The sequence below is a fragment of the Nostoc spongiaeforme FACHB-130 genome, from assembly GCF_014698475.1.
Lineage (GTDB): Bacteria > Cyanobacteriota > Cyanobacteriia > Cyanobacteriales > Nostocaceae > Nostoc_B > Nostoc_B spongiaeforme.
This window is the reverse complement of record NZ_JACJTB010000002.1, coordinates 220657-239753: the sequence shown is the minus strand read 5'-3', so window position 1 is coordinate 239753 and position 19097 is coordinate 220657. Positions and strand designations below refer to the sequence as shown.

Annotated in this window: 17 protein-coding genes; 10 read left to right on the top strand and 7 right to left on the bottom strand. The window is 39.4% G+C overall.

Annotation, left to right across the window (positions count from 1 at the left end):
* Positions 1 to 101 precede the first annotated feature (101 nt).
* Positions 102 to 227 (bottom strand): photosystem II protein Y, encoded by a 126-nt coding sequence (locus tag H6G74_RS03260; protein ID WP_062287947.1) that lies wholly within the window; start codon positions 225 to 227, stop codon positions 102 to 104.
* A gap of 199 nt (positions 228 to 426) precedes the next feature.
* On the bottom strand, positions 427 to 945 hold the full coding sequence (locus tag H6G74_RS03255; protein WP_190966292.1) for a gamma carbonic anhydrase family protein: 519 nt from the start codon (positions 943 to 945) through the stop codon (positions 427 to 429).
* A 244-nt stretch (positions 946 to 1189) separates the two neighbouring features.
* Here H6G74_RS03255 and H6G74_RS03250 point away from each other — a divergent pair, with 244 nt between their 5' ends.
* The 8 genes from H6G74_RS03250 to H6G74_RS03215 all read left to right on the top strand — a co-directional run bounded on the left by H6G74_RS03250 (position 1190) and on the right by H6G74_RS03215 (position 11950).
* A complete protein-coding gene (locus H6G74_RS03250; RefSeq protein ID WP_190594024.1) occupies positions 1190 to 1699 on the top strand; it encodes a TIGR02652 family protein in 510 nt (169 codons plus the stop codon).
* An 85-nt stretch (positions 1700 to 1784) separates the two neighbouring features.
* Positions 1785 to 2228, top strand: coding sequence for a VOC family protein (locus H6G74_RS03245; RefSeq protein WP_190966291.1), 444 nt, complete (start codon positions 1785 to 1787; stop codon positions 2226 to 2228).
* A 150-nt stretch (positions 2229 to 2378) separates the two neighbouring features.
* Positions 2379 to 5288, top strand: coding sequence for a M16 family metallopeptidase (locus tag H6G74_RS03240; RefSeq protein ID WP_190966290.1), 2910 nt, complete (start codon positions 2379 to 2381; stop codon positions 5286 to 5288).
* Between the two features lie 75 nt (positions 5289 to 5363).
* The gene (locus H6G74_RS03235) at positions 5364 to 5855 is read left to right on the top strand and encodes a plastocyanin/azurin family copper-binding protein (RefSeq protein WP_190966289.1); all 492 of its coding nucleotides are present in this window, start codon (positions 5364 to 5366) and stop codon (positions 5853 to 5855) included.
* 251 nt (positions 5856 to 6106) lie between these two features.
* Positions 6107 to 6934 carry a type I methionyl aminopeptidase gene (gene map / locus H6G74_RS03230; protein ID WP_190966288.1) on the top strand — a complete coding sequence of 276 codons (828 nt, stop codon included), beginning with the start codon at positions 6107 to 6109 and terminating at the stop codon, positions 6932 to 6934.
* 414 nt (positions 6935 to 7348) lie between these two features.
* Positions 7349 to 8296, top strand: coding sequence for a UV DNA damage repair endonuclease UvsE (gene uvsE / locus H6G74_RS03225; protein WP_190966287.1), 948 nt, complete (start codon positions 7349 to 7351; stop codon positions 8294 to 8296).
* Between the two features lie 46 nt (positions 8297 to 8342).
* A complete protein-coding gene (locus H6G74_RS03220; protein WP_190966286.1) occupies positions 8343 to 9941 on the top strand; it encodes an Hsp70 family protein in 1599 nt (532 codons plus the stop codon).
* A 425-nt stretch (positions 9942 to 10366) separates the two neighbouring features.
* The gene (locus tag H6G74_RS03215) at positions 10367 to 11950 is read left to right on the top strand and encodes a mechanosensitive ion channel family protein (protein WP_190966285.1); all 1584 of its coding nucleotides are present in this window, start codon (positions 10367 to 10369) and stop codon (positions 11948 to 11950) included.
* Positions 11951 to 11965: 15 nt separating this feature from the next.
* On the opposite strand, the gene H6G74_RS03210 is transcribed toward H6G74_RS03215, so the two are convergent.
* From H6G74_RS03210 to H6G74_RS03200, 3 genes are all read right to left on the bottom strand, one after another.
* Positions 11966 to 12553 carry a DUF1877 family protein gene (locus H6G74_RS03210; RefSeq protein WP_190966284.1) on the bottom strand — a complete coding sequence of 196 codons (588 nt, stop codon included), beginning with the start codon at positions 12551 to 12553 and terminating at the stop codon, positions 11966 to 11968.
* A complete protein-coding gene (locus H6G74_RS03205) occupies positions 12543 to 13136 on the bottom strand; it encodes an SMI1/KNR4 family protein (RefSeq protein WP_190966283.1) in 594 nt (197 codons plus the stop codon). The genes H6G74_RS03210 and H6G74_RS03205 overlap by 11 nt, the downstream gene beginning before the upstream one ends.
* A 185-nt stretch (positions 13137 to 13321) precedes the next feature.
* The gene (locus H6G74_RS03200) at positions 13322 to 14194 is read right to left on the bottom strand and encodes an S-methyl-5'-thioadenosine phosphorylase (RefSeq protein WP_190966282.1); all 873 of its coding nucleotides are present in this window, start codon (positions 14192 to 14194) and stop codon (positions 13322 to 13324) included.
* Positions 14195 to 14367: 173 nt separating this feature from the next.
* On the opposite strand from H6G74_RS03200, the gene H6G74_RS03195 reads away from it, so the two are divergent.
* Entirely contained in the window at positions 14368 to 14532 is a 165-nt protein-coding gene (locus tag H6G74_RS03195; RefSeq protein ID WP_190966281.1) for a hypothetical protein, read from the top strand.
* Positions 14533 to 15381: 849 nt separating this feature from the next.
* Here H6G74_RS03195 and H6G74_RS03190 read toward each other — a convergent pair.
* On the bottom strand, positions 15382 to 15684 hold the full coding sequence (locus H6G74_RS03190) for a hypothetical protein (RefSeq protein WP_242051143.1): 303 nt from the start codon (positions 15682 to 15684) through the stop codon (positions 15382 to 15384).
* A 69-nt stretch (positions 15685 to 15753) separates the two neighbouring features.
* On the bottom strand, positions 15754 to 17397 hold the full coding sequence (locus H6G74_RS03185; RefSeq protein WP_190966415.1) for an iron uptake porin: 1644 nt from the start codon (positions 17395 to 17397) through the stop codon (positions 15754 to 15756).
* 245 nt (positions 17398 to 17642) lie between these two features.
* On the opposite strand from H6G74_RS03185, the gene H6G74_RS03180 reads away from it, so the two are divergent.
* A complete protein-coding gene (locus H6G74_RS03180) occupies positions 17643 to 19049 on the top strand; it encodes a hypothetical protein (RefSeq protein ID WP_190966280.1) in 1407 nt (468 codons plus the stop codon).
* Positions 19050 to 19097 lie beyond the last annotated feature (48 nt).

Here is a 19097-nt window from a genome sequence, read left to right as displayed (position 1 = left end):
GACAAAGTAGAAAAGGGAGACTAACTATTAACCATTGACAAAACCGACTGTCTAGATTTACTAGAAACAGTCGGTTGTAAGGTGATAATGTAAATTTATATTTATGCTTCTCTGTTCAAAAAGGTTTGAACTTGTCTCAAAGCTGCGGCACCGATGTTAAACAAGGCCCAGCCAGCTGCAACAGCAATAGGCGCTAAAACGATCGCTACACGAAAATCGATATCCATAATTTAGAACCCCTCTGTTAAGTAGAAATTAAAGTTTTATCAACTCTTCTCATCTTTATTTTTAGCCCAAGTGGGCATTTTTTCCAACTAGGTATGTAAAGAAAGATTACTAAATAGTCATTTGTCAATGGTCATTAGTTAAAAGGCAGCAGGCTAAAAAATAAAATTTCAGACTTCAGACTTCAGACTTCACACTTTCCTAAAAACCAATATCATTGCCCTTTCCTGCATGAACCAATGCTAACTTTTTGTAACGTTCAGCATGTTCTATAAGTTCGGCAGCTTCGGTGGCGCTGATTTGACGCAACACTTTGCCAGGAACGCCGACAACTAAAGATAAAGGTGGTACATCTTTTGTCACAACTGCGCCTGCACCGACAATACTGCCACTGCCTACTCTGACACCATCTAAGACTACTGCCCCAATGCCAATTAAACAGCCGCGCTCAATATGGGCAGAATGTATCACAGCGCGATGTCCGACAGTCACATGATCTTCTAAAATGGTGGGCAACCCAGGATCACCGTGCAGAATGGCTCCATCTTGGATATTTGTGCATTCACCAATCTCAATCCGCTCTACATCTGCTCTGACTACTGCTCCATACCAAATACTGGCTCCGGCTTGGATTGTCACAGCACCCATAACAACAGCGTTGTCTGCAACAAAGGCTGCTAGAGAAAAATCAGGAGATGGCCAGTAAGAAGCGGTAGACACGATAGAATAGGAATATGGTACCCAGGAACACTGGAGAAACTCCAACCTTTGAGAAGCTGGTTCAAAACCAGAATATCATGTTGTTAAACCTCTATACTGAGGAAAACACAGTTTACAATTGTTCTAAACTGCAAATACGTTTCCGTGCAGTTACGAAAAATTAACTCAAAGCGGAGGAGCCGAAGTGTAAAATCGAACCTAATGGTGCTAGTGAAGAAGAAATTATGTTTGTACGCACTTCATGATGAATCCAGGTTTGCAGTACCCAATATTTGGTCACGAAATTCAGTGTCCCCACTGTCGGCAGACTATTCCGGCTTTGACACTTACAGATACCTATCTTTGCCCTCGTCATGGCGCATTTGAAGCCAACCCTAAGACTGAGGAGTTAATTCATCTACAGTCAGGTCGTCATTGGCGCAGATGGAATGGGGAATGGTATAGACAACACACTCATCCTGATGGGATACGGTTTGAAATTCACGAGGCTTTAGACAAACTGTATACCCAAGGCTACCGAGCAACAAAGGTAATTATTGCCAGACGTTATCAGGAATTGATGAGTGGTTATTTAGAACGTAGTACTCCTTGGCGTTCTGGACAGCCAGAGACGACATCGGCGCGACTTTATGGCTTACCAGTAGAATTTAGTCCCGATTCCTCAGAAGAACCTTCCTGGGAAGTGATTAATTTCGACTTGGAAAAAGAGCCGGGAGTGCCTGTGCGCTACCCTTATTTCAGGTTGTTTGAGTAAATGTCATTGGTTATTGGTCATTGGTCATTTGTGCTTTATATTGACAAATGACTATTGACCATTGACAAATGACTATTGACAAATTATGCACCACGCCTCTATCCGCACTGCGAATATTCATCGCGCGATCACATTTTATGAATTGTTGGGGTTTAGCGTATGTGAACGCTTCACTACGGGCTATACACTGGCTTGTTGGATGGAAGGATTAGGCGGACGCATTGAACTGATTCAAATTCCCCAGCCAAAACCTGCGCCTGATGCGTTTGATGATGAGCATTATGTGGGGTATTATCACTTGTCCTTTGATTTAACAGAACTCACTCCAGATTTACCTAGCTGGTTAATCGATTTAAAAACCAGCTTTGCATTAGCAGCGCAAAACCAGCCAGAACAATTATCACCCCTAAAAATCCTTTTAGAACCGACACAACAGCAAATAGGCGATCGCATCTGGGAGGTTGCCTTCATTGCCGACAGTGATGGTTTACCTTTAGAATTTATTCGGACTTTAAATAAACTCGGTTAAATAAGCTTGGCTCTTTATATACTTTTTGTTATTGGTCTAATTTTTCTTTGGTAATGTCTCTGATCTTAGTGACCCCGAAGAAAGAATAGAATGTTACTAATTGCGCTTATAAATATGTAATTGCATTTAATAAAAAAATCTACCAAAAAAATGTCTCTGTTTTTTATAGGGTATAGATATCGTTGGTCATTTTTATTTTTAAGTCTGTGGATAATCACAGTATTTTGTTTAAGTGATCAACCTGCTGACAGCAAGTATACAGCTAAAATCAAATCAGAAAATATTCAAACACAATTGATTGCAACTCATATAAATAACTCAACAATTACCGCCAATGTCCGTAAAACAGTATTAGAAAATGGTCTGACTGTTTTAACCAAAGAAGTGCATACCGCACCGGTTGTCAGTGTGCAAATGTGGTACAAAGTTGGTTCACGCCACGAAGCACCAGGAACAAACGGGATTGCACATCAGCTTGAACACATGATGTTTAAAGGTACAAAAAATCGTCCGGTGCAGTTTGCAAGATTATTTAGTGCTTTAGGTAGCGACTCCAACGCTTTTACGAGTTATGAACAAACAGCTTACTATAGCACTGTAGAACGGGAAAAACTCAAAGCACTGCTAGTTTTAGAAGCAGATAGAATGCAAAATTCTCTGATTGAACCAGAAGAACTAGCAAAGGAAAAACGAGTAGTAATTTCAGAATTACAAGGTTACGAAAATAGTTCTGAATACCGCCTCAACCGTGCTGTTATGCAAGCTTTGTTTCCTAATCATGCTTATGGATTACCTGTGGGTGGTAACAAAGCAGATGTTGAGAAATTTCAAGTTGAGCAAGTCAGGGAATATTATCGTAAATTTTACACTCCTGATAATGCTGTATTAGTAATTGTGGGAGATTTTCAAACGAGTAAAACCCTAGAAACTGTTAAAGAAATATTTGGGAAATTAACGAGGAGGCAGGAGGCAGAAGGCAGGAGGCAGGAGGCAGGGGGAAAATCTTTTACTCAGCACTCAGCACTCAGCACTAAGTACTCAGCACTCCCCACTTCCCACTCAGCACTCAGCACTCCCCTAATCTTACGAGAACAGGGAGCTGCATCGATGCTGCAAGTGGTTTACCCACTACCAAATTTGCATCACCCAGATATTCCGGCTTTGGAGGTGATGGATTACATTTTGACAGAGGGGAGGAACTCACGACTTTATCAAGCTTTGGTGGAATCTGGTTTAGCAAGTGAAGTGACTGCTTCTGTTTCTAGCTTGCAAGAGGCTGGCTGGTATGAGTTGTTAGTGACAGCAGATGATCATCAAGATTTAAAGAAGATTGAAACAGTGCTAAATCGGGCGATCGCTAATTTAATACAAAAAGGAGTGAAGTCGGAAGAATTAACTAGGGCTAAAATGCAGGTAGAAGCTGGCGTGATTTTGAGTAATCGGGATATCACCAGCCAAGCAATGCAATTAGCTAACGATGAAATAACGGCTGGTGACTATCGCTATACTGAACGCTATTTAGCTGCTGTTAGTCAAGTAACAGGCGCAGATATTGTCAATGTAGCCAAAAAATATCTCCAACCAGAAACTCGTGTTGTTGGCTTATTTCAGCCAACTGAGCAGAATACAACGGAAACGGGTAAAAAATTAAACTTAAATCAAACTACAGAAAATTTATCTACTACTGCTGCACCTTTGGCTATTTCAGAGATAGATAAATATTTACCACCCCTAGAAGAAACAACAGATATTGTTAAAAAAGTTTCCCACGACACAAGTCAAAAAAATTCTACTCTGGCGTTACCAGAGCAATTTTCTTTAGCGAACGGTTTAAAAGTATTACTACTACCTGATAAAAGTACACCCACAGTAACTTTAAGCGGTCACATCAAAGCCGGAAAAGAATTTGATGCCGAATATCAAGCAGGATTAGCATCTTTGGTGGCTGATAACTTAATGAGTGGGACAAAAAGCAAAAATGCTTTAACTCTGGCGAAAGCTTTAGAAGACAGAGGCGCATCGTTAGATTTTACAGCTTATCGTGAAGGTGTGCGAATTGAAGGCGATGGTTTGACAGTAGACTTACCGATTCTGATTCAGACTTTAGCGGATGTGGTGAAAAACAGTACATTTCCGAAAAAAGAATTGGAATTAAATCGTCAGCAAGCTTTGACTGACTTGAAACAAGAATTGGATGATCCCGCAGAAGTCGCAAAAAGAATTTTTGTCCAATCTCTTTATCCGAAACAACATCCTTTGCATACTTTTCCCACAGAAAAAAGTCTGAAAAAAATTAAGCGTGAGGATGTAATTGCGTTTAAAGCTAAATATTATCGTCCAGATACGACAGTGCTGGTAATAGTAGGAGATTTTGAACCTACCCAAGTGCGATCGCTCATCGAACAAGAATTCGGCGATTGGCAAGTGAATGGTCAACCACCAACAATCCAATATCCGAATGTCAAATTACCAGATAATGTCTTACGTGTAAATCCGGTAATGCCAGGTAAAGCGCAAGCAATTACTTTTATGGGTAACACAGGAATTAACCGCCAAGACCCTCGTTATTACCCAGCTTTAGTCTTGAATCAAATTTTGGGAGGCGATACATTATCTAGTTATTTAGGTGCAGAAGTGCGCGATCGCCAAGGGTTGACTTATGGTATTTATAGTTACTTGCAGGCACAAAAAAATGCTGGGACATTTTGGATAGAAATGCAAACTAGTCCGGAAGATAGTCACAAAGCGATCGCTAGTACCCGCAAACTTATACAAGAAATTCATCAGCAAGGTGTCACAGCCAATGATGTAGAAACAGCTAAAAACACCTTAATTAGCAACTACAAAATTTCCCTCGCTGACCCTGAAGAATTAGCACATACAATGCTGATGAATCAGGTAAGAGATATGGACATCACAGAACTAAATTCTTTCGCTGATAAAATCAAACAAGTTTCTCTTGCCCAAGTAAATCAAGCCGCCCGTGAGTTACTCCACCCAGATAAAATTGTAGTGGTGACAGCAGGCCCGGCTGTAATTGCAGATAAAAATCATGAGTGATTTGAGAAGGTAGAGGGTAGAGGCTTGATGATAGATAAGAGTAATTGATAATTTTATACAGGTGTTAAAAAACTAATGAAAAAATTTTTAGTAACAACGTTCAGACTTCATACTTTATATTTCATACTTCAATTTTCTTTGCTACTTAGCCTGAGTTTTATTAATTTTATGCCATCAGCCATTGCAGCAAATCTTCCTAGCGATTTGCTCAAACAACCAGCTACAGAAATTACAGTTAGCTTGGGTAATGTGGCTAACGAACTCAAATTTGAACCCAATCATTTCGAGTTTATTGCAGGTAAACACTATCTACTGCAACTCAAAAATCCTAGCCAATTAAAGCATTATTTTACTGCTAAAGATTTTGCTGATGGCATTTGGACGCAAAAAGTAGAAGCCGGCAAAGTAGAAATTAAAGGGGCTATTCACGAACTAGAACTAAAGCCTGGTGCTGAAGCTGAATGGGTTTTTGTCCCTTTGAAAAGTGGCAAATATAATTTACGTTGTACTATCCCAGGACATACAGAAGCAGGGATGACAGGAGAAATCATAATCAGTAATTCATAATTACTTTTGGCAAATCAGTTATCTTTCCTTAGTTAGATATGGTGTTTCCTCGTTTACCGAGAGAAAAAAATCTATCTGCGTTTATCTGCGGTTAATGATTTTTGTGTCTACCTCTAATCCTTACACCACAGACACTAACAAACTTTCAAACCTATTACCTGCTATAACTTAAATATAGATATAGTTTCTCAATTATTCTATAAAAAGCACGGAATCCGTAGCGACAAAGCATCAGCAATTATTATCAGCACATGAACATTTTTAGCAACTTGCTTTCTCAACCAGTTAAAGTCACACCCTCACCAAAACAGCGTCGGGGAATTGAAATCAAATCGCCGCGTGAAGTGGAAATTATGCGGCAATCTGCGAAAATTGTCGCAACGGTGCTGAAAGAAATTTCTGAATTGGTCAAACCAGGAATGACAACAGCCGACTTGGATGCTTACGCGGAAAAACGCATTCGGGAAATGGACGCAACACCCAGTTTCAAAGGATATCACGGTTTTAAAGGCTCTATTTGCTCCAGTATTAACAATGAAGTAGTGCATGGTATTCCTAGTCCGAAAAAAGTCATTCGTACTGGGGATGTCTTAAAAGTAGATACTGGTGCTTATTACCAAGGTTTTCACGGCGATTCTTGCATTACAATTGCTGTCGGTGAAGTCACTCCAGAAGCCGCTAGACTGATTCGTGTAGCTGAAGAAGCTTTGTATAAAGGTATAGAACAAGTGAAAGCAGGCGCATATCTGCTTGACTTAGCAGGAGCGATCGAAGACCATGTAAAAGCCAATGGTTACAGTGTGGTAGAAGAGTTCACTGGACATGGTGTTGGGCGGAACTTGCACGAAGAACCATCAGTATTTAACTTCCGCACCAGAGATATGCCGAATGTGAAATTGCGTGCGGGAATGACTTTGGCAATTGAACCAATTTTAAATGCAGGTTCTAAACATACACGCACATTAGCTGACCGTTGGACTGCGGTGACGGTAGACAATTCGCTATCGGCTCAGTTTGAGCATACGGTGTTGGTGACGGAAACTGGTTATGAAATTTTGACCGATCGCACTAAAGTATAGCAGGTGATAGGTAAGCCGTTTATATTGCCTGATATTCTGACTTTCGTGGCGATCGCAATTCATCCCAGCAGCACAGTTGATAAGTTAATGTTGGGATAAATTTTTGCTGTTTAAGTTCTAATTAAGTTCTAATACGGTGATGAGAGTTGATTTCTCAATTTTTGTTTTACCTGTTAGATAATGAGTAAGATTTGGGGGAGAATCCCCCACACCCCCGATTGGGGGACGGTTGCGTCCCCCAAAAACCCCCTCCAAAATCATTTTTTCGTTTTTTGTTGGTTTTGTTGTAATTTAGTGTTCTTATCTGAATCCTATTGGTTTAAGTTCAATATCGGGAAAATTCATCCCAGAGGAACTGAACACAGAAACTAGAAATGATTTCAAGAAATATGTAAAACTTGAGCATTTGCGAACATGACCACCATTGAATGTCAAAATCTAGGGAATCAACAGCGATCGCCTCAAACTATTCTGCCAAACTTAGGCTTAGTTTGTATTACAATTTCTCAACAAGTCCGCTTTAAAACTATCACACGCACGCGCTATTTAAAACTCTCCCTAAAAGAACGGGAAAGTACCTTACGACAACTGTATCAACATAACTTGCAGCGATTGCATGATGCGTTGACGTTTTGTGAACAGCATCAAATTCGCCTTTATCGGATGACTTCTAATTTATTTCCGATGAATGATTTAGAAGACAAAATTGGCGAAAATCTCTTAGAACAAATGGCTGATGAGTTGGGCAAAATTGGTCAACGCGCAGTTGCACTTGGTATCAGAATGGTACTACATCCTGATCAATTTGTAGTGTTGAGTTCGGATTCACCAGAAGTTGTACAAACCAGTATTAATATCTTAGCCAGACACGCGCAGGACTTGGATTTACTTGGTTTACCTCGTTCCCCTTGGTCGTTGATGAACATTCATGGCGGTAAATCGCAACGCGCCGAAAAGTTGATACAAGTGATTTCGCAATTACCAGAAGCGATTAAAAGTCGCTTAACTTTAGAAAACGACGAATACGCCTATAGCGCCAGTGAAATTTTAGCAGTATGTCAACAAGCTGAAATTCCCTTGGTATTTGATGCCCATCACCATATTTGCCACGAAAATTTAGACAGCTACAATGAGCCGAGTGTGGCTACGATGTTTGAGGCGGCGAGGGAAACATGGAAAAACCCAGATTGGCAATTAGTTCATATTTCCAACGGTGAAACAGCCTTTAAAGATAGAAAACACAGTGATTTTATTGATGCTATGCCTGATATTTATCATCAAGCACCGTGGATAGAAGTGGAAGCTAAACGCAAAGAAGAAGCGATCGCCCATTTGCGTAGTTGGTGGCTTATGGGACAATAATTTTTTGTGAGAAAAATTTGGCGCTGCATGGAATAATTAAGACACTATGGCGATCGCAATCGATTTTGGTACTAGCAACACAGTCATTGCCCGTTGGAATCCCGTCACCCAACAGGCGGAGACTTTGAGTTTACCTGGTTTATCAATTCAACAAAGTCTCAATCCTCCACTCATTCCCAGCTTGGTGTATGTGGAAGACGCAGCCCAGAGTAAAGTTTTAGTAGGGCAGCAAGTACGCGATCGCGGTTTGGATCTCAAAGGCGAATCTCGATTTTTCCGCAGTTTTAAGCGCGGTATCGGTGCAGAAATTCAAGGCTTTTTACCCGAATTAGATGGAGAAACCGTCACCTTTGAACAAGTTGGACAATGGTTTCTCAATCAAGTTATTGAAAAACTAGCACCCTTAGAAGGTGGCTTAGACTCCCTGATATTAACTGTCCCCGTCGATAGTTTTGAAGCTTACCGCCACTGGTTAGGTCAAGTTTGTCAAAGCCTCCCAGTCGAACAGGTGCGGATGTTGGATGAACCCACAGCCGCCGCCTTGGGTTATGGTTTGGCGGATCAAGAAAATCTTTTGGTGATTGACTTTGGTGGTGGTACTTTAGATTTATCTTTAGTCAAGTTAGATAAAGGCGCACAAGGTAATACTAAACCCATCGGATTTTTGCTCAAATTTGGTAATAAATCCCTAGCGGAAAATTCCAAGCAAAAAGTCAAAATGGCGCGGGTATTGGCAAAAGCTGGACAAAATTTAGGCGGAACAGATATTGACAATTGGTTAGTTGATTACTTTGCCAAAACTCAAGATTTGGCGGTGAGTCCATTAACAACGAGATTAGCCGAAAAAGTCAAGATTCAGCTATCAACTCAAAACCAAGTCAGCGAAGTTTATTTTGATGATGAAACATTTGAAAGTTACGAATTAAATTTAGACAGGGATAATTTAGATAATATTCTCAAAGAACAGGGATTTTTTGAGCGACTAGATGAGTCAATGACAAATCTGTTGCAGCAAGCACGCCGCCAGGGAATTGAACTTGCAGATATTAATGCTGTGTTGTTAGTTGGGGGAACTGTCCAACTACCAGCAGTGCAGACATGGGTAAAACAGTATTTTGAGCCAGAAAAAATCAGGTGTGAAAAGCCTTTTGAAGCGATCGCCCAAGGTGCATTACAGTTATCTCAAGGCGTGGAAATCAAAGACTTTCTCTACCACAGTTACGGGATTCGTTATTGGGATAGGCGCAACCAACGCCACAGTTGGCATCCTATTATTAAATCAGGGCAAGCTTACCCGATGAATCAAGCTGTAGAGTTATTTTTAGGCGCATCAGTAGAAAATCAACCCAGCATTGAGTTAATTATTGGGGAACTAGGCGCAGACACAGGTAACACCGAAGTTTATTTTGATGGCGATCGCTTAATTACCCGCCGTCTCGATAGCGGTGAAACCACTGTTAAACCTCTGAATGATAGCGCAGGCGCGAGAACCATTGCTCAACTTACACCGCCAGGGTATCCGGGGAGCGATCGCGTGAAAATCCTCTTTCAAGTTGATGAACAACGCTTTTTACGCATCACCGTTGAGGATTTGTTGACGAATGACACTTTGTTGGAAAATCAGCTTGTCGCGCAGTTGAGTTAAACATATACAGTAAAAACCTTACACGCCAATAACTCCACATACCAACAGACAAATGATCTTTCGACGGTCAAGTGTATTGAGTTTTTGGCGTTGCTGATTTCATGTATGAAAATCATTTTGTTTAACCCCCTAATCTACCGCAAAACTTTTTTGCAAAAGGTCTAATATATAAGTATAAAACTACAAAAAATAAATAAACAATTTGTTTTAGTTATTAATTAGGCTAGACTGTCTTAAATGTCTTAAGTGTCCTTGCATTTTTATGCGAACTCAGAGAGATTAAAAAATATTGATCTTATAAAATTGGTATTAGTTATCTGGTATTACTAATTGGTATTGTTTTTGTGCAAACAGATACCGATTTTATTAAAACATTGCGTATCTAACTAATTTTGTTTTTTGTTCTTAAATAATCCTATTCAAAAATGAATATAGCAAATATAGCAATTATTATTGGTGAAGTCATATTTGTATTAATTATTTTTTGGCTACTAAATTGGCTAATTGGCATCATTTTTAAACAGTTAGCTAAAGTTAATTGGTTGCAAGAAAGAACTGCGAACATCACTTTTTTACGTCAGAGTATTGGCAGAATTTTAATGCTGATTTCTGTGGTTCTATGTTTGGCGCTGGTTGGTGTGAATGGGATGATAATTTATCGAGGTGAAAATGTTCAAGAATTTCAACTTAATTTGATTCGCAGTCTTCCCACACAATTTTGGGTAAATCTGGTCACTGCAAGTTTAAAGACTATCAGTTTGCTCTTGCTAGTTAAATTTAGCATACCACCTTTAAGCCGTGGCATAGACTGGGTTTGCAACTACGCTAAGAAAATAGATCAAATCAAAGCTAATGATGAGAGTGTCGAGGCTTTTTTCCAGACTTTCAAAAGAATTATTATTTATAGTTCATGGATAGCCACCGCTATTTTATGCGCTAATTTCTTGTATCTCCCTGCAATTGTTACTAAATATCTGTTTATTGCTTTAAAAATATATATCACTATTTCAGTTGGGTTATTAATTGTCAAAGCTGTTGCAACTATTGTTGATACTCTTGATGCTCTCAGTCTCAAGTTTTCCCATTCTAACGATCTGCTGCGCCTATATGAACGGTTACGCCACTTAATTCCCTTATTTAAAAAATGTTTAGAATATGTCCTTTATGTTGGAATTGTAAATCTCGTTCTTCCAGAAATAGAACCTATTGCTTGGATAAGTGCTTATACTCCTAGAGTTATTCAGATAATTGGGGTTTTCTTTATTAGCAATGTTGTGATAGAAGTTGCTTACTTTTTATTAGATGAATTCTATTTAAGAACCACAGATGTCAACGATTCACAGCGACAAAAACGACTGACGCTGATTCCCTTAATTCGGAGTTTCGCTAAATACTTTATTTATTTTACTGCCGGAGTGACTATCCTCAAACTGATTGGCATTGATCCTGCGCCAATATTAGCAGGTGCAGGAATTGTTGGTATAGCAGTTGGCCTGGGGGCGCAAAATCTAATTAATGATGTTGTTTGTGGCTTTTTGATTTTATTTGAAAACTATTACTTGGTAGGTGACTATATCGAAGCCGGGAAAATGGAAGAAAGAAGTGTAGAGGGAATTGTTGAAGCCATTGAACTACGAACTACTCATGTCAGACATCCTGATGGACAATTGCAGATTATTCGCAATGGAGATATAGGTTCAATTATAAATTTTTCAAAGCAATATATATATGCAAGAGTAGAATTTAGTGTTTCTTACGATTGTAATTTAGATCATGTATATCGAGTGGTGGAAAAGGTAGGACAGCAGTTAAAAACGGAAGAAGCTGATGTTTTAGAACCAACGCGAGTAGCTGGAATAGAACATTTTGGTGAGGATAACTTATTGTTGCTGACGCTGACAAAAGTTAAGCCAGGAAAACACCTGCATCTTCAGCGTGTGTTGCGTAAAATATTGAAGGATAATTTTAATCAGGCAGAAATTGAAATTTGCGGTTTTGCTAAAAATTAGTAGACAAAACATTGACTACGTACAATCAAGAATTACAATTCCCATATTATTTTGATCAGCATCAATATAGTAAGCAACAAATTCTTTGATAAAATATTCTGAAAAATCTTCAATATTCTCCACAGACTCTTCCAAGCTCTTAAAATTTGGTTGCAACTTCTCCAAACTACCAATTATTTTACGACGCTCTGCACTAGCGAATATGTTCAAAGCATCCCAACGTGTTGCTAAATCTTCTTGAGCAATTCTAGACAAAGCTTGAGCAACTTCCTGAACCTGTTCAACTGTTAAACAAGTTGCTACAAGTCCATGAGAACGTAATGATTTTAAACATCTTCCGCCAGCTAAAGCATCGACTAGTGGAACATTTCCATAGTTCGGTATTGATATTTCTTGTACTAAGAACTTAGAATCACTGAACCATGCTGCTGATATGTCAGTTGAACCAGTCAGCAGAAAATATAATACCTCTGGAAAACCGTTATTAACTTCAAAAGAATCATCAGTTTCTCCATCATAATTCTCAGCCCATTGAATTAAAAATGATTCAATGTTCTTGAGTGCATTATAATTAACTTTTATCAGGCTCAGTTCAATAGACATACAAATCATCAATTAATTCAGGATTGTATTTAAGCCGTATACTCCGAAATTTTTTATCATCCCATTCTAGTTGTCCTTCAGGAGTTAAATAATAGCCACCTGTTTCATAACTTTCTGCTATTGTCTGCATCATTGCTGTCAAACTATTAAATGCTAGACTGACTTCTCCTGCGTCAGCATCAATATGATATACAGGAGCAGTTTCAACTGGGGTTGTCTGTCCTGCAACTGCAAAATACTCACCTTCATACTCAAAGATAGGAAATAAATACAAAGGTTCCCCTGCTTGCTGGCGAAATTCTTGCGACAAAGGATCATTAACACAATCAGAGGAAATTTCTAAAACCATGTCTAGATGCCAGAAGTAATGGTAAACAAAAATCATTGCTTGTGAATTTGTGCCATTACGCCAGTGATAAAGGTTGTATACTTCCTCTGATAGTTTGAAAGGTAAATTACTAACTTTTTCTTCAATTTCTTCGTATGATAGACTAGGTAAGAACCCTTCGATATACGATGGAGCATTCTGCTGTAACCAATTAAGAATTCGCTCTAAACAATGTATAATTTCTGGTCTCTCCATAATTCTAAACTAAAAAATTATTAATAGACTTCAATAATATGTACAGATGTCAAAAAATTTTGTGACTCTTGTGGAAATTGGGAGTTAAAAGAATGCTAGGTTTTTGCTAGTAAATTGGGCAAAACAAAGTTAACGCCAACACCGAGACTTATTTTGGGTTGCGCTGTGCTTCACCCAATCTACATTTATAAATACTTTTGTAATAACAGATGTAATTTTTCTTTGGTTGCTGTTGGGGCTTGATCTAATTGAGTCAAAATAGCATATTTTAAGGCTGAGTGCGCGTCACTGGGTGGGGGATTTTTACTCAAACGGCGGACTGTTTCTTGAATAACTTTTTGGGCGTTGACGGCGTTGCGTTGCAAGTTACCAATTACCATCTCGACGGTGACGCTATCATGATCTGGATGCCAACAATCGTAATCTGTGACTAATGCTAAGGTTGCATAGGCGATTTCGGCTTCTCTGGCTAATTTGGCTTCTGGTAAGTTGGTCATCCCAATTACTGTTGCGCCCCAACTGCGGTAAAGGTTAGATTCGGCTTTGGTGGAAAATGCTGGCCCTTCCATACAGATATATGTGCCGCCACGATGTAGGGTGACATCTGGTAAATTGAGAGATGCGATCGCCTCTGCTAAAACTCCAGCTAAATTGTGACAAATCGGATCACCAAAGGCAATGTGAGCCACAATTCCTTCACCAAAAAAGGTGGAAATGCGATTCTTTGTCCGGTCGATAAACTGGTCTGGGATAACCATATCTAGTGGTTTGGCTTCGGCTTTTAAAGAACCCACCGCACTAGCAGAAATTAAATACTCTACACCTAATTTTTTCATTGCATAGATGTTGGCACGAAAAGGCAATTCGGAAGGTAATAAGGTATGATTTCGCCCATGACGCGCCAAAAAAGCTACCTTTGTTCCTTCTAGTGTCCCCACAATTACAGCATCGGAAGGGGAACCGAAGGGTGTTTCGATTTGCACTTCTTCTATATCCTGCAAAGCGGCCATTTTATATAGTCCACTACCACCAATAATGCCAATCTTAGGGTTAAGCATAATTTTTGATACCTGTTGCTGATCTGCCTAGTTATTTTACACAGGAGTTATGTAGTGTAGGACAATTAATTGTCTGTTGATACTGGGTGTAAGAGTGTAGGGATGTCAGGGTTGTGCTTATCTATACTGTCAGGCTCCAAGCTCAGAGCTTCAAGTTTGAACCTCAGAACCTCATGCTTCAACCTCAGAGGTTGTTTGAAAAGTATTGGGCTAATAAAATTCGCTACTACACAAGCAAAGTCCACCTACGTGGACTAGGTTTTGTCTGTGTAGCCGCGATTTCCAATCGCCCAGTGAGTAATAATTTAGACTTTCCAAACATCATCTCAGAGGCTTAAGTTGCACCCTCAAAGCTTTAAAGTGTCGCAATTAATTATCCGTCTTGGAATTAATTCCAAAGCTCATATATTTCTTTTGTTACTCTAGGTAGAGGAAAAAGAGAAAAATTCTGACCAAAGAAATAAAAATAGATGATTGTGCGTGCCTATAAGATACGCAAAAAATTTAGGAACCTTTACTACTAATCCTCATTTTGGTCAGTTGGTTCCAAGTATAGTTTGATATATCCTATAAATTCCTAGCTAAGTTACTGAATAAGACTTATAAAGCAATTCAAAATATTTTTTATGTCTTGAATATTTTGGCATTTTGGCAGTTAATTAAAATTTGTTTGTGCTAAATTGAGCAATATTACAAGAATGACTTTGATGGAAACATATTGCCTAAATCATTGGTCTTCTTGACGACCTATTAAGTTTAATTACTATTCTTTTCGATAATCCAAGGTGTGTCGCCACTTTCAAGCTATTTCGACGGGTGCAAGCCCGTCTTTTATTTTGCTGATATAGCAAAGCCTAGCCCCAATATAAAAGTCGGTAAATTATATCAGCAGTTTTGAATTTTGAAGGAATTTATGGCAATTATTTTATTTCAATGTAATTAAGAATACCTGTCTCGCTTAATATCAGCTTTTATAAGTTTTGGATACATCCTATAGGAAGATGCTACGAGGCAAAATTCATGAGTAAATAAATGCGGGATGTTGTTATGCACTGGATTTATAGTCAGGTTTGGTGGTGAGCCAAACCTTTTTTCTTTTTGCAGTTATTCAAAGAATTAGCTACAAATCCATCAGGTAAAAATGATGGTTAATAGTCAATACTTGTGCAACCTACTTAATTTTTGTGTCAACCTCTATATTCTCCAATTACTTCAATTTGACCAACGATATTTTCGTTCAACTGCTCTAGTTCTTCTGCGGGAATCCACCATTCTGTATGATATGAAGCTCCTACTTGATGCACTTCATATTTATCCATAAATTCTTTTTTGACTGCAAAGCGGGTGACATAACCCACACCACTATCTCGAATATTCCATTTAGTGGCAATTTCTGTTGCATATTGCTCGTTTGTCACTGGGTAAAAAATCGGTTGTTCTGGTAGTCGCGGCGGCCATTTTGTGTAACCGCTTTGTTTTACCAGTTCCAACTCTTTAGGGCCAGTCGGACGATACAGAGTTACTGTTTCTTCAATGAATTATTTTTGTATTCGTTTGAGCTAAAACAGAAATGTACTGCGAAGAATTCCAATAGTAACCGGGTCACTGTCTGGTGTATGACCAGGTTCCAATATATGAATGATCCCTGGCGTAATGTAGATGTTATCTGTCATTCGGAAACGATAAAAAGCTTCAATTTGAGTGGTGGTTCCTGGTTGTCCGCCTGCACGTCCTAAACCTGTATTCTCAAAATCAGGGACATTATTACCCACAGGTAAAGTACTACTAGTAATTTTTGGTGGTTGTCCGACATAAATACCACCTAAATTACCTTGAGCAAATAAATCGGGGAAGTTTAAAAACACCATGTAATTAGTCGTTTCCACACTACCCGATCGCCCAGGAATCGAGGAAGTAGTATAACCACCCCACGCGCCGACAGTGAAGCGGGGCGAAATTTGCCAACTGAGTGTGCCACCATAGGCGTTGGTTTGTAAGGGTGCGTTAGTCGCTGTTAAACATTCATCACCAACAAAGGTGAGCAAACAACCATCAGATGCATAATTATTAACGTAGTACAAACTCAAATCAACATTATCAGTTGGTGTTAATAACAATTGCACTGCTGTAGTCGTAGTTCCATCAAACAAACCACTACGTTCACCAGGCTTCCCAGGAGTATAACTAGTATACAAAGCTTGTAAACTAGCACGTTTGGCAAATTGCCAATCTACAGCAATTCCACCATGACCAAAGCCGATATCTAAAATCGGGTTTCTTTGCGCTAACCAAGATAAAGGCCCTGTAGCTGCACTCTCAACTCGCACAGGGCCACGGAAAGCGTTGGTCATATTTACGCCTTCTGTGCCTACCATCACCGCTAATTTGTCAGTGACTAACCAGCGATAATTCAAGTCAATTACAGTTAATTTGTTATCTGTGGGATATTCGTAACTCAGGGCAAAGTCATTACTCAATTTAGGTTTTGTGGTACCATCGGCAGCCACTAAGCCGGTAAATAGATAACTACGGGGCGTGAGTTGGGTAGTTAAACTCAGGTAGGAAAAGTTAATAACATTAAAGTTTGTGCCATTATCATCTGAGTCTTTGACACCATCTCTGGGATTAACATCACCACGGTTAGAACTCCGCCCTTGAACACCTACAATTAACAGTCCGTTCAGTTTAGTTGTGGTAGAAAATTGATTCGCTTCCAGTTCCGCAGTCCGCGCTTCTAAACTATCTACTCGTCCCCGCAAGGTGGCTAGTTCGCTGCTAAATTCTGATTGTAAGCGTTGAATTGTATCTAAATCTGCACGAGTTACTAATTCGGCACTGGGTGCTGCAACTGCAAGAATTTGGTTGATTTTATCTAAGCAAGCATTCATCCCGGCAGCAAATTCATAGCGAGAGACAGCGCGATCGCCCCGAAATGAATTATTAGGATAGCCCGCAATGCAGTTATAGCGTTCTACTAAAGATTGCAACGCCGTAAAAGCCCAATCACTAGGCTGGACATCATTCAATTGTGACACCGATGTAACTTGTGCCATCGGTTCGGTATTTTCTATTACACCCTGATCAATAGAAGCGGCAGGAAAAATTGAAGAATCTTGATTGTCTAAACTTAAACTTGATTGTGTTTCAGTACTAGTATAATCTTGGGCGGAGGCTATCTGTGATCCGCCGTTTAATCCCGCCATCAAAAAAGACGCAATTATCCAGAATTTGAGATGATTATAGCGAATCACGTTAAGTTCCAATTTATTAAAGTCTACATGGAATACTGAAGTTCGAGTGTAAGCAAAATTATCAGTTTCGGCATGAGAAATTTTACCGACTTTGTACCAAATAAGACGAAGCAAATTCTGGGCAATAGGCAAAAACGCGAGTATAAAAGTAGAAATAACCAGCCTTGCACCACCTACTAGATTGACCGAGAAGCAATATGGCACATCAATCGCGCAGACTATCGCTAAAATTCTTGAGACGCAATCAAACTTCCCCCGAAATTACCGAAAAAGCGCCCCAACAGGGAAGTTTACTGTCATCAACAGTAGCGGTTACTGTTCTATTCAGTAGTGCTGGGCTAATTTTGATATTTGCTTGGATTAGTTGGCTGTTTATCTTCAATCCCGACAAAATTGTTTGGATGAACAAGTTTTTACCAGAATGGGCGCAAATTCCCTTTGGTTATAGCGAACATCCCCACACTCTTCCCGAAATTCAAGCCAGCATACAAGCACAAAAACAAACATCCGGCGCGACTCTGGCTTTAGATAAAAACGACAACACATTTTTATTGCCGGTTTTTCAGCAACGTCCTAATTGTCAGTCTGATTGTGAAGAACTGGTAGCGTTGCGGGTTTATCAACTAGCAACAGACTCAGAATTCCAATCAAAAAGCAACAAATACTATCGTCTAGCAACTCAACTATCGGTAACTGGGATAGACAAATCCTTTGTAGATAGTAAAGTCGAAAATGATGATAGTAACCTCTTACCTTTAACCACAATCAAAGGTTTTGATGATGACACACCAGCCCCAGGTGTTTGGTTGAATTTACAAGGAGAATATCAAAAAGGCTCAGGTGCGATCGCCTATGGACAGATTTTATATTACAATCCAGAACGCTCTAACTTAATCCAACTGCTTTCGTGGAAGAGTTCTAACGGTGAATCACCAAAATGGCAACAAGTGACTGGTAATGATGATAAAGAATTAATCTTAGACCAAACAGTAGGTTTAGAACCCCAATTACGAGTTTACCAAGTTAAACCAACCAAACTTTATCTCAACCCCATTCAGTTAGATAAAATTTCTCTCAAACCACCAGCTATTAAAGATACTGCTTACCAAAATGCCATCTCAATTGCCCGTAGCGGTTTATGGACACCAGCCCTAGAATCTTTAAAATCTCTGCAAAAACAACGCAAAAACGCTTTACCCACCACAGCCCAAGCCCAAGTTGATTTTATTCGCTTACACTCTGAATTCACTAAAGCACAAGCCGAAAAAACTTGGGCTAGTCCCAGTGAACAAGTCTTAGCAGATTTAATTGATGGTCGTTGGAATAAAGCTTTAAAAGTATTTAAAGCATCACCCCAAAATGTTCAAGAAATTTCTATTCTGTTAAAAGGCGAAAAAGGCAAGTTGTGGAATCGTGTAGCATCAGCATTAGAAGTTAATCCACAACAGCCAGATGTACTCACCTGGGGTGCTTTAATCTTAGCTGTTCAACAAGGAGATGCAAGTGCTATTGCTTGGCTAGAGAAACAGCCAAAAATCTCCAAAGATACCATTGCAGAAATTCAAGATTTACTCAAACGACTAAATCATGAATCAGAACAATAAAGTGAGAAGTATTCCTGTTCTCAGTATCCAGAGGATGCCATGATAATG

Coding starts and splice junctions, on each gene's coding strand:
- H6G74_RS03215 (WP_190966285.1), top strand. CDS start 10,367: ATGAATATAGCAAATATAGCAATTATTATTGGTGAAGTCATATTTGTA.
- H6G74_RS03195 (WP_190966281.1), top strand. CDS start 14,368: ATGCTTCAACCTCAGAGGTTGTTTGAAAAGTATTGGGCTAATAAAATT.
- H6G74_RS03240 (WP_190966290.1), top strand. CDS start 2,379: ATGTCTCTGTTTTTTATAGGGTATAGATATCGTTGGTCATTTTTATTT.
- H6G74_RS03220 (WP_190966286.1), top strand. CDS start 8,343: ATGGCGATCGCAATCGATTTTGGTACTAGCAACACAGTCATTGCCCGT.
- H6G74_RS03235 (WP_190966289.1), top strand. CDS start 5,364: ATGAAAAAATTTTTAGTAACAACGTTCAGACTTCATACTTTATATTTC.
- H6G74_RS03260 (WP_062287947.1), bottom strand. CDS start 227: ATGGATATCGATTTTCGTGTAGCGATCGTTTTAGCGCCTATTGCTGTT.
- uvsE (WP_190966287.1), top strand. CDS start 7,349: ATGACCACCATTGAATGTCAAAATCTAGGGAATCAACAGCGATCGCCT.
- H6G74_RS03250 (WP_190594024.1), top strand. CDS start 1,190: ATGAATCCAGGTTTGCAGTACCCAATATTTGGTCACGAAATTCAGTGT.
- H6G74_RS03210 (WP_190966284.1), bottom strand. CDS start 12,553: ATGTCTATTGAACTGAGCCTGATAAAAGTTAATTATAATGCACTCAAG.
- H6G74_RS03185 (WP_190966415.1), bottom strand. CDS start 17,397: ATGGCGGGATTAAACGGCGGATCACAGATAGCCTCCGCCCAAGATTAT.
- H6G74_RS03200 (WP_190966282.1), bottom strand. CDS start 14,194: ATGCTTAACCCTAAGATTGGCATTATTGGTGGTAGTGGACTATATAAA.
- H6G74_RS03245 (WP_190966291.1), top strand. CDS start 1,785: ATGCACCACGCCTCTATCCGCACTGCGAATATTCATCGCGCGATCACA.
- H6G74_RS03180 (WP_190966280.1), top strand. CDS start 17,643: ATGGCACATCAATCGCGCAGACTATCGCTAAAATTCTTGAGACGCAAT.
- map (WP_190966288.1), top strand. CDS start 6,107: ATGAACATTTTTAGCAACTTGCTTTCTCAACCAGTTAAAGTCACACCC.
- H6G74_RS03205 (WP_190966283.1), bottom strand. CDS start 13,136: ATGGAGAGACCAGAAATTATACATTGTTTAGAGCGAATTCTTAATTGG.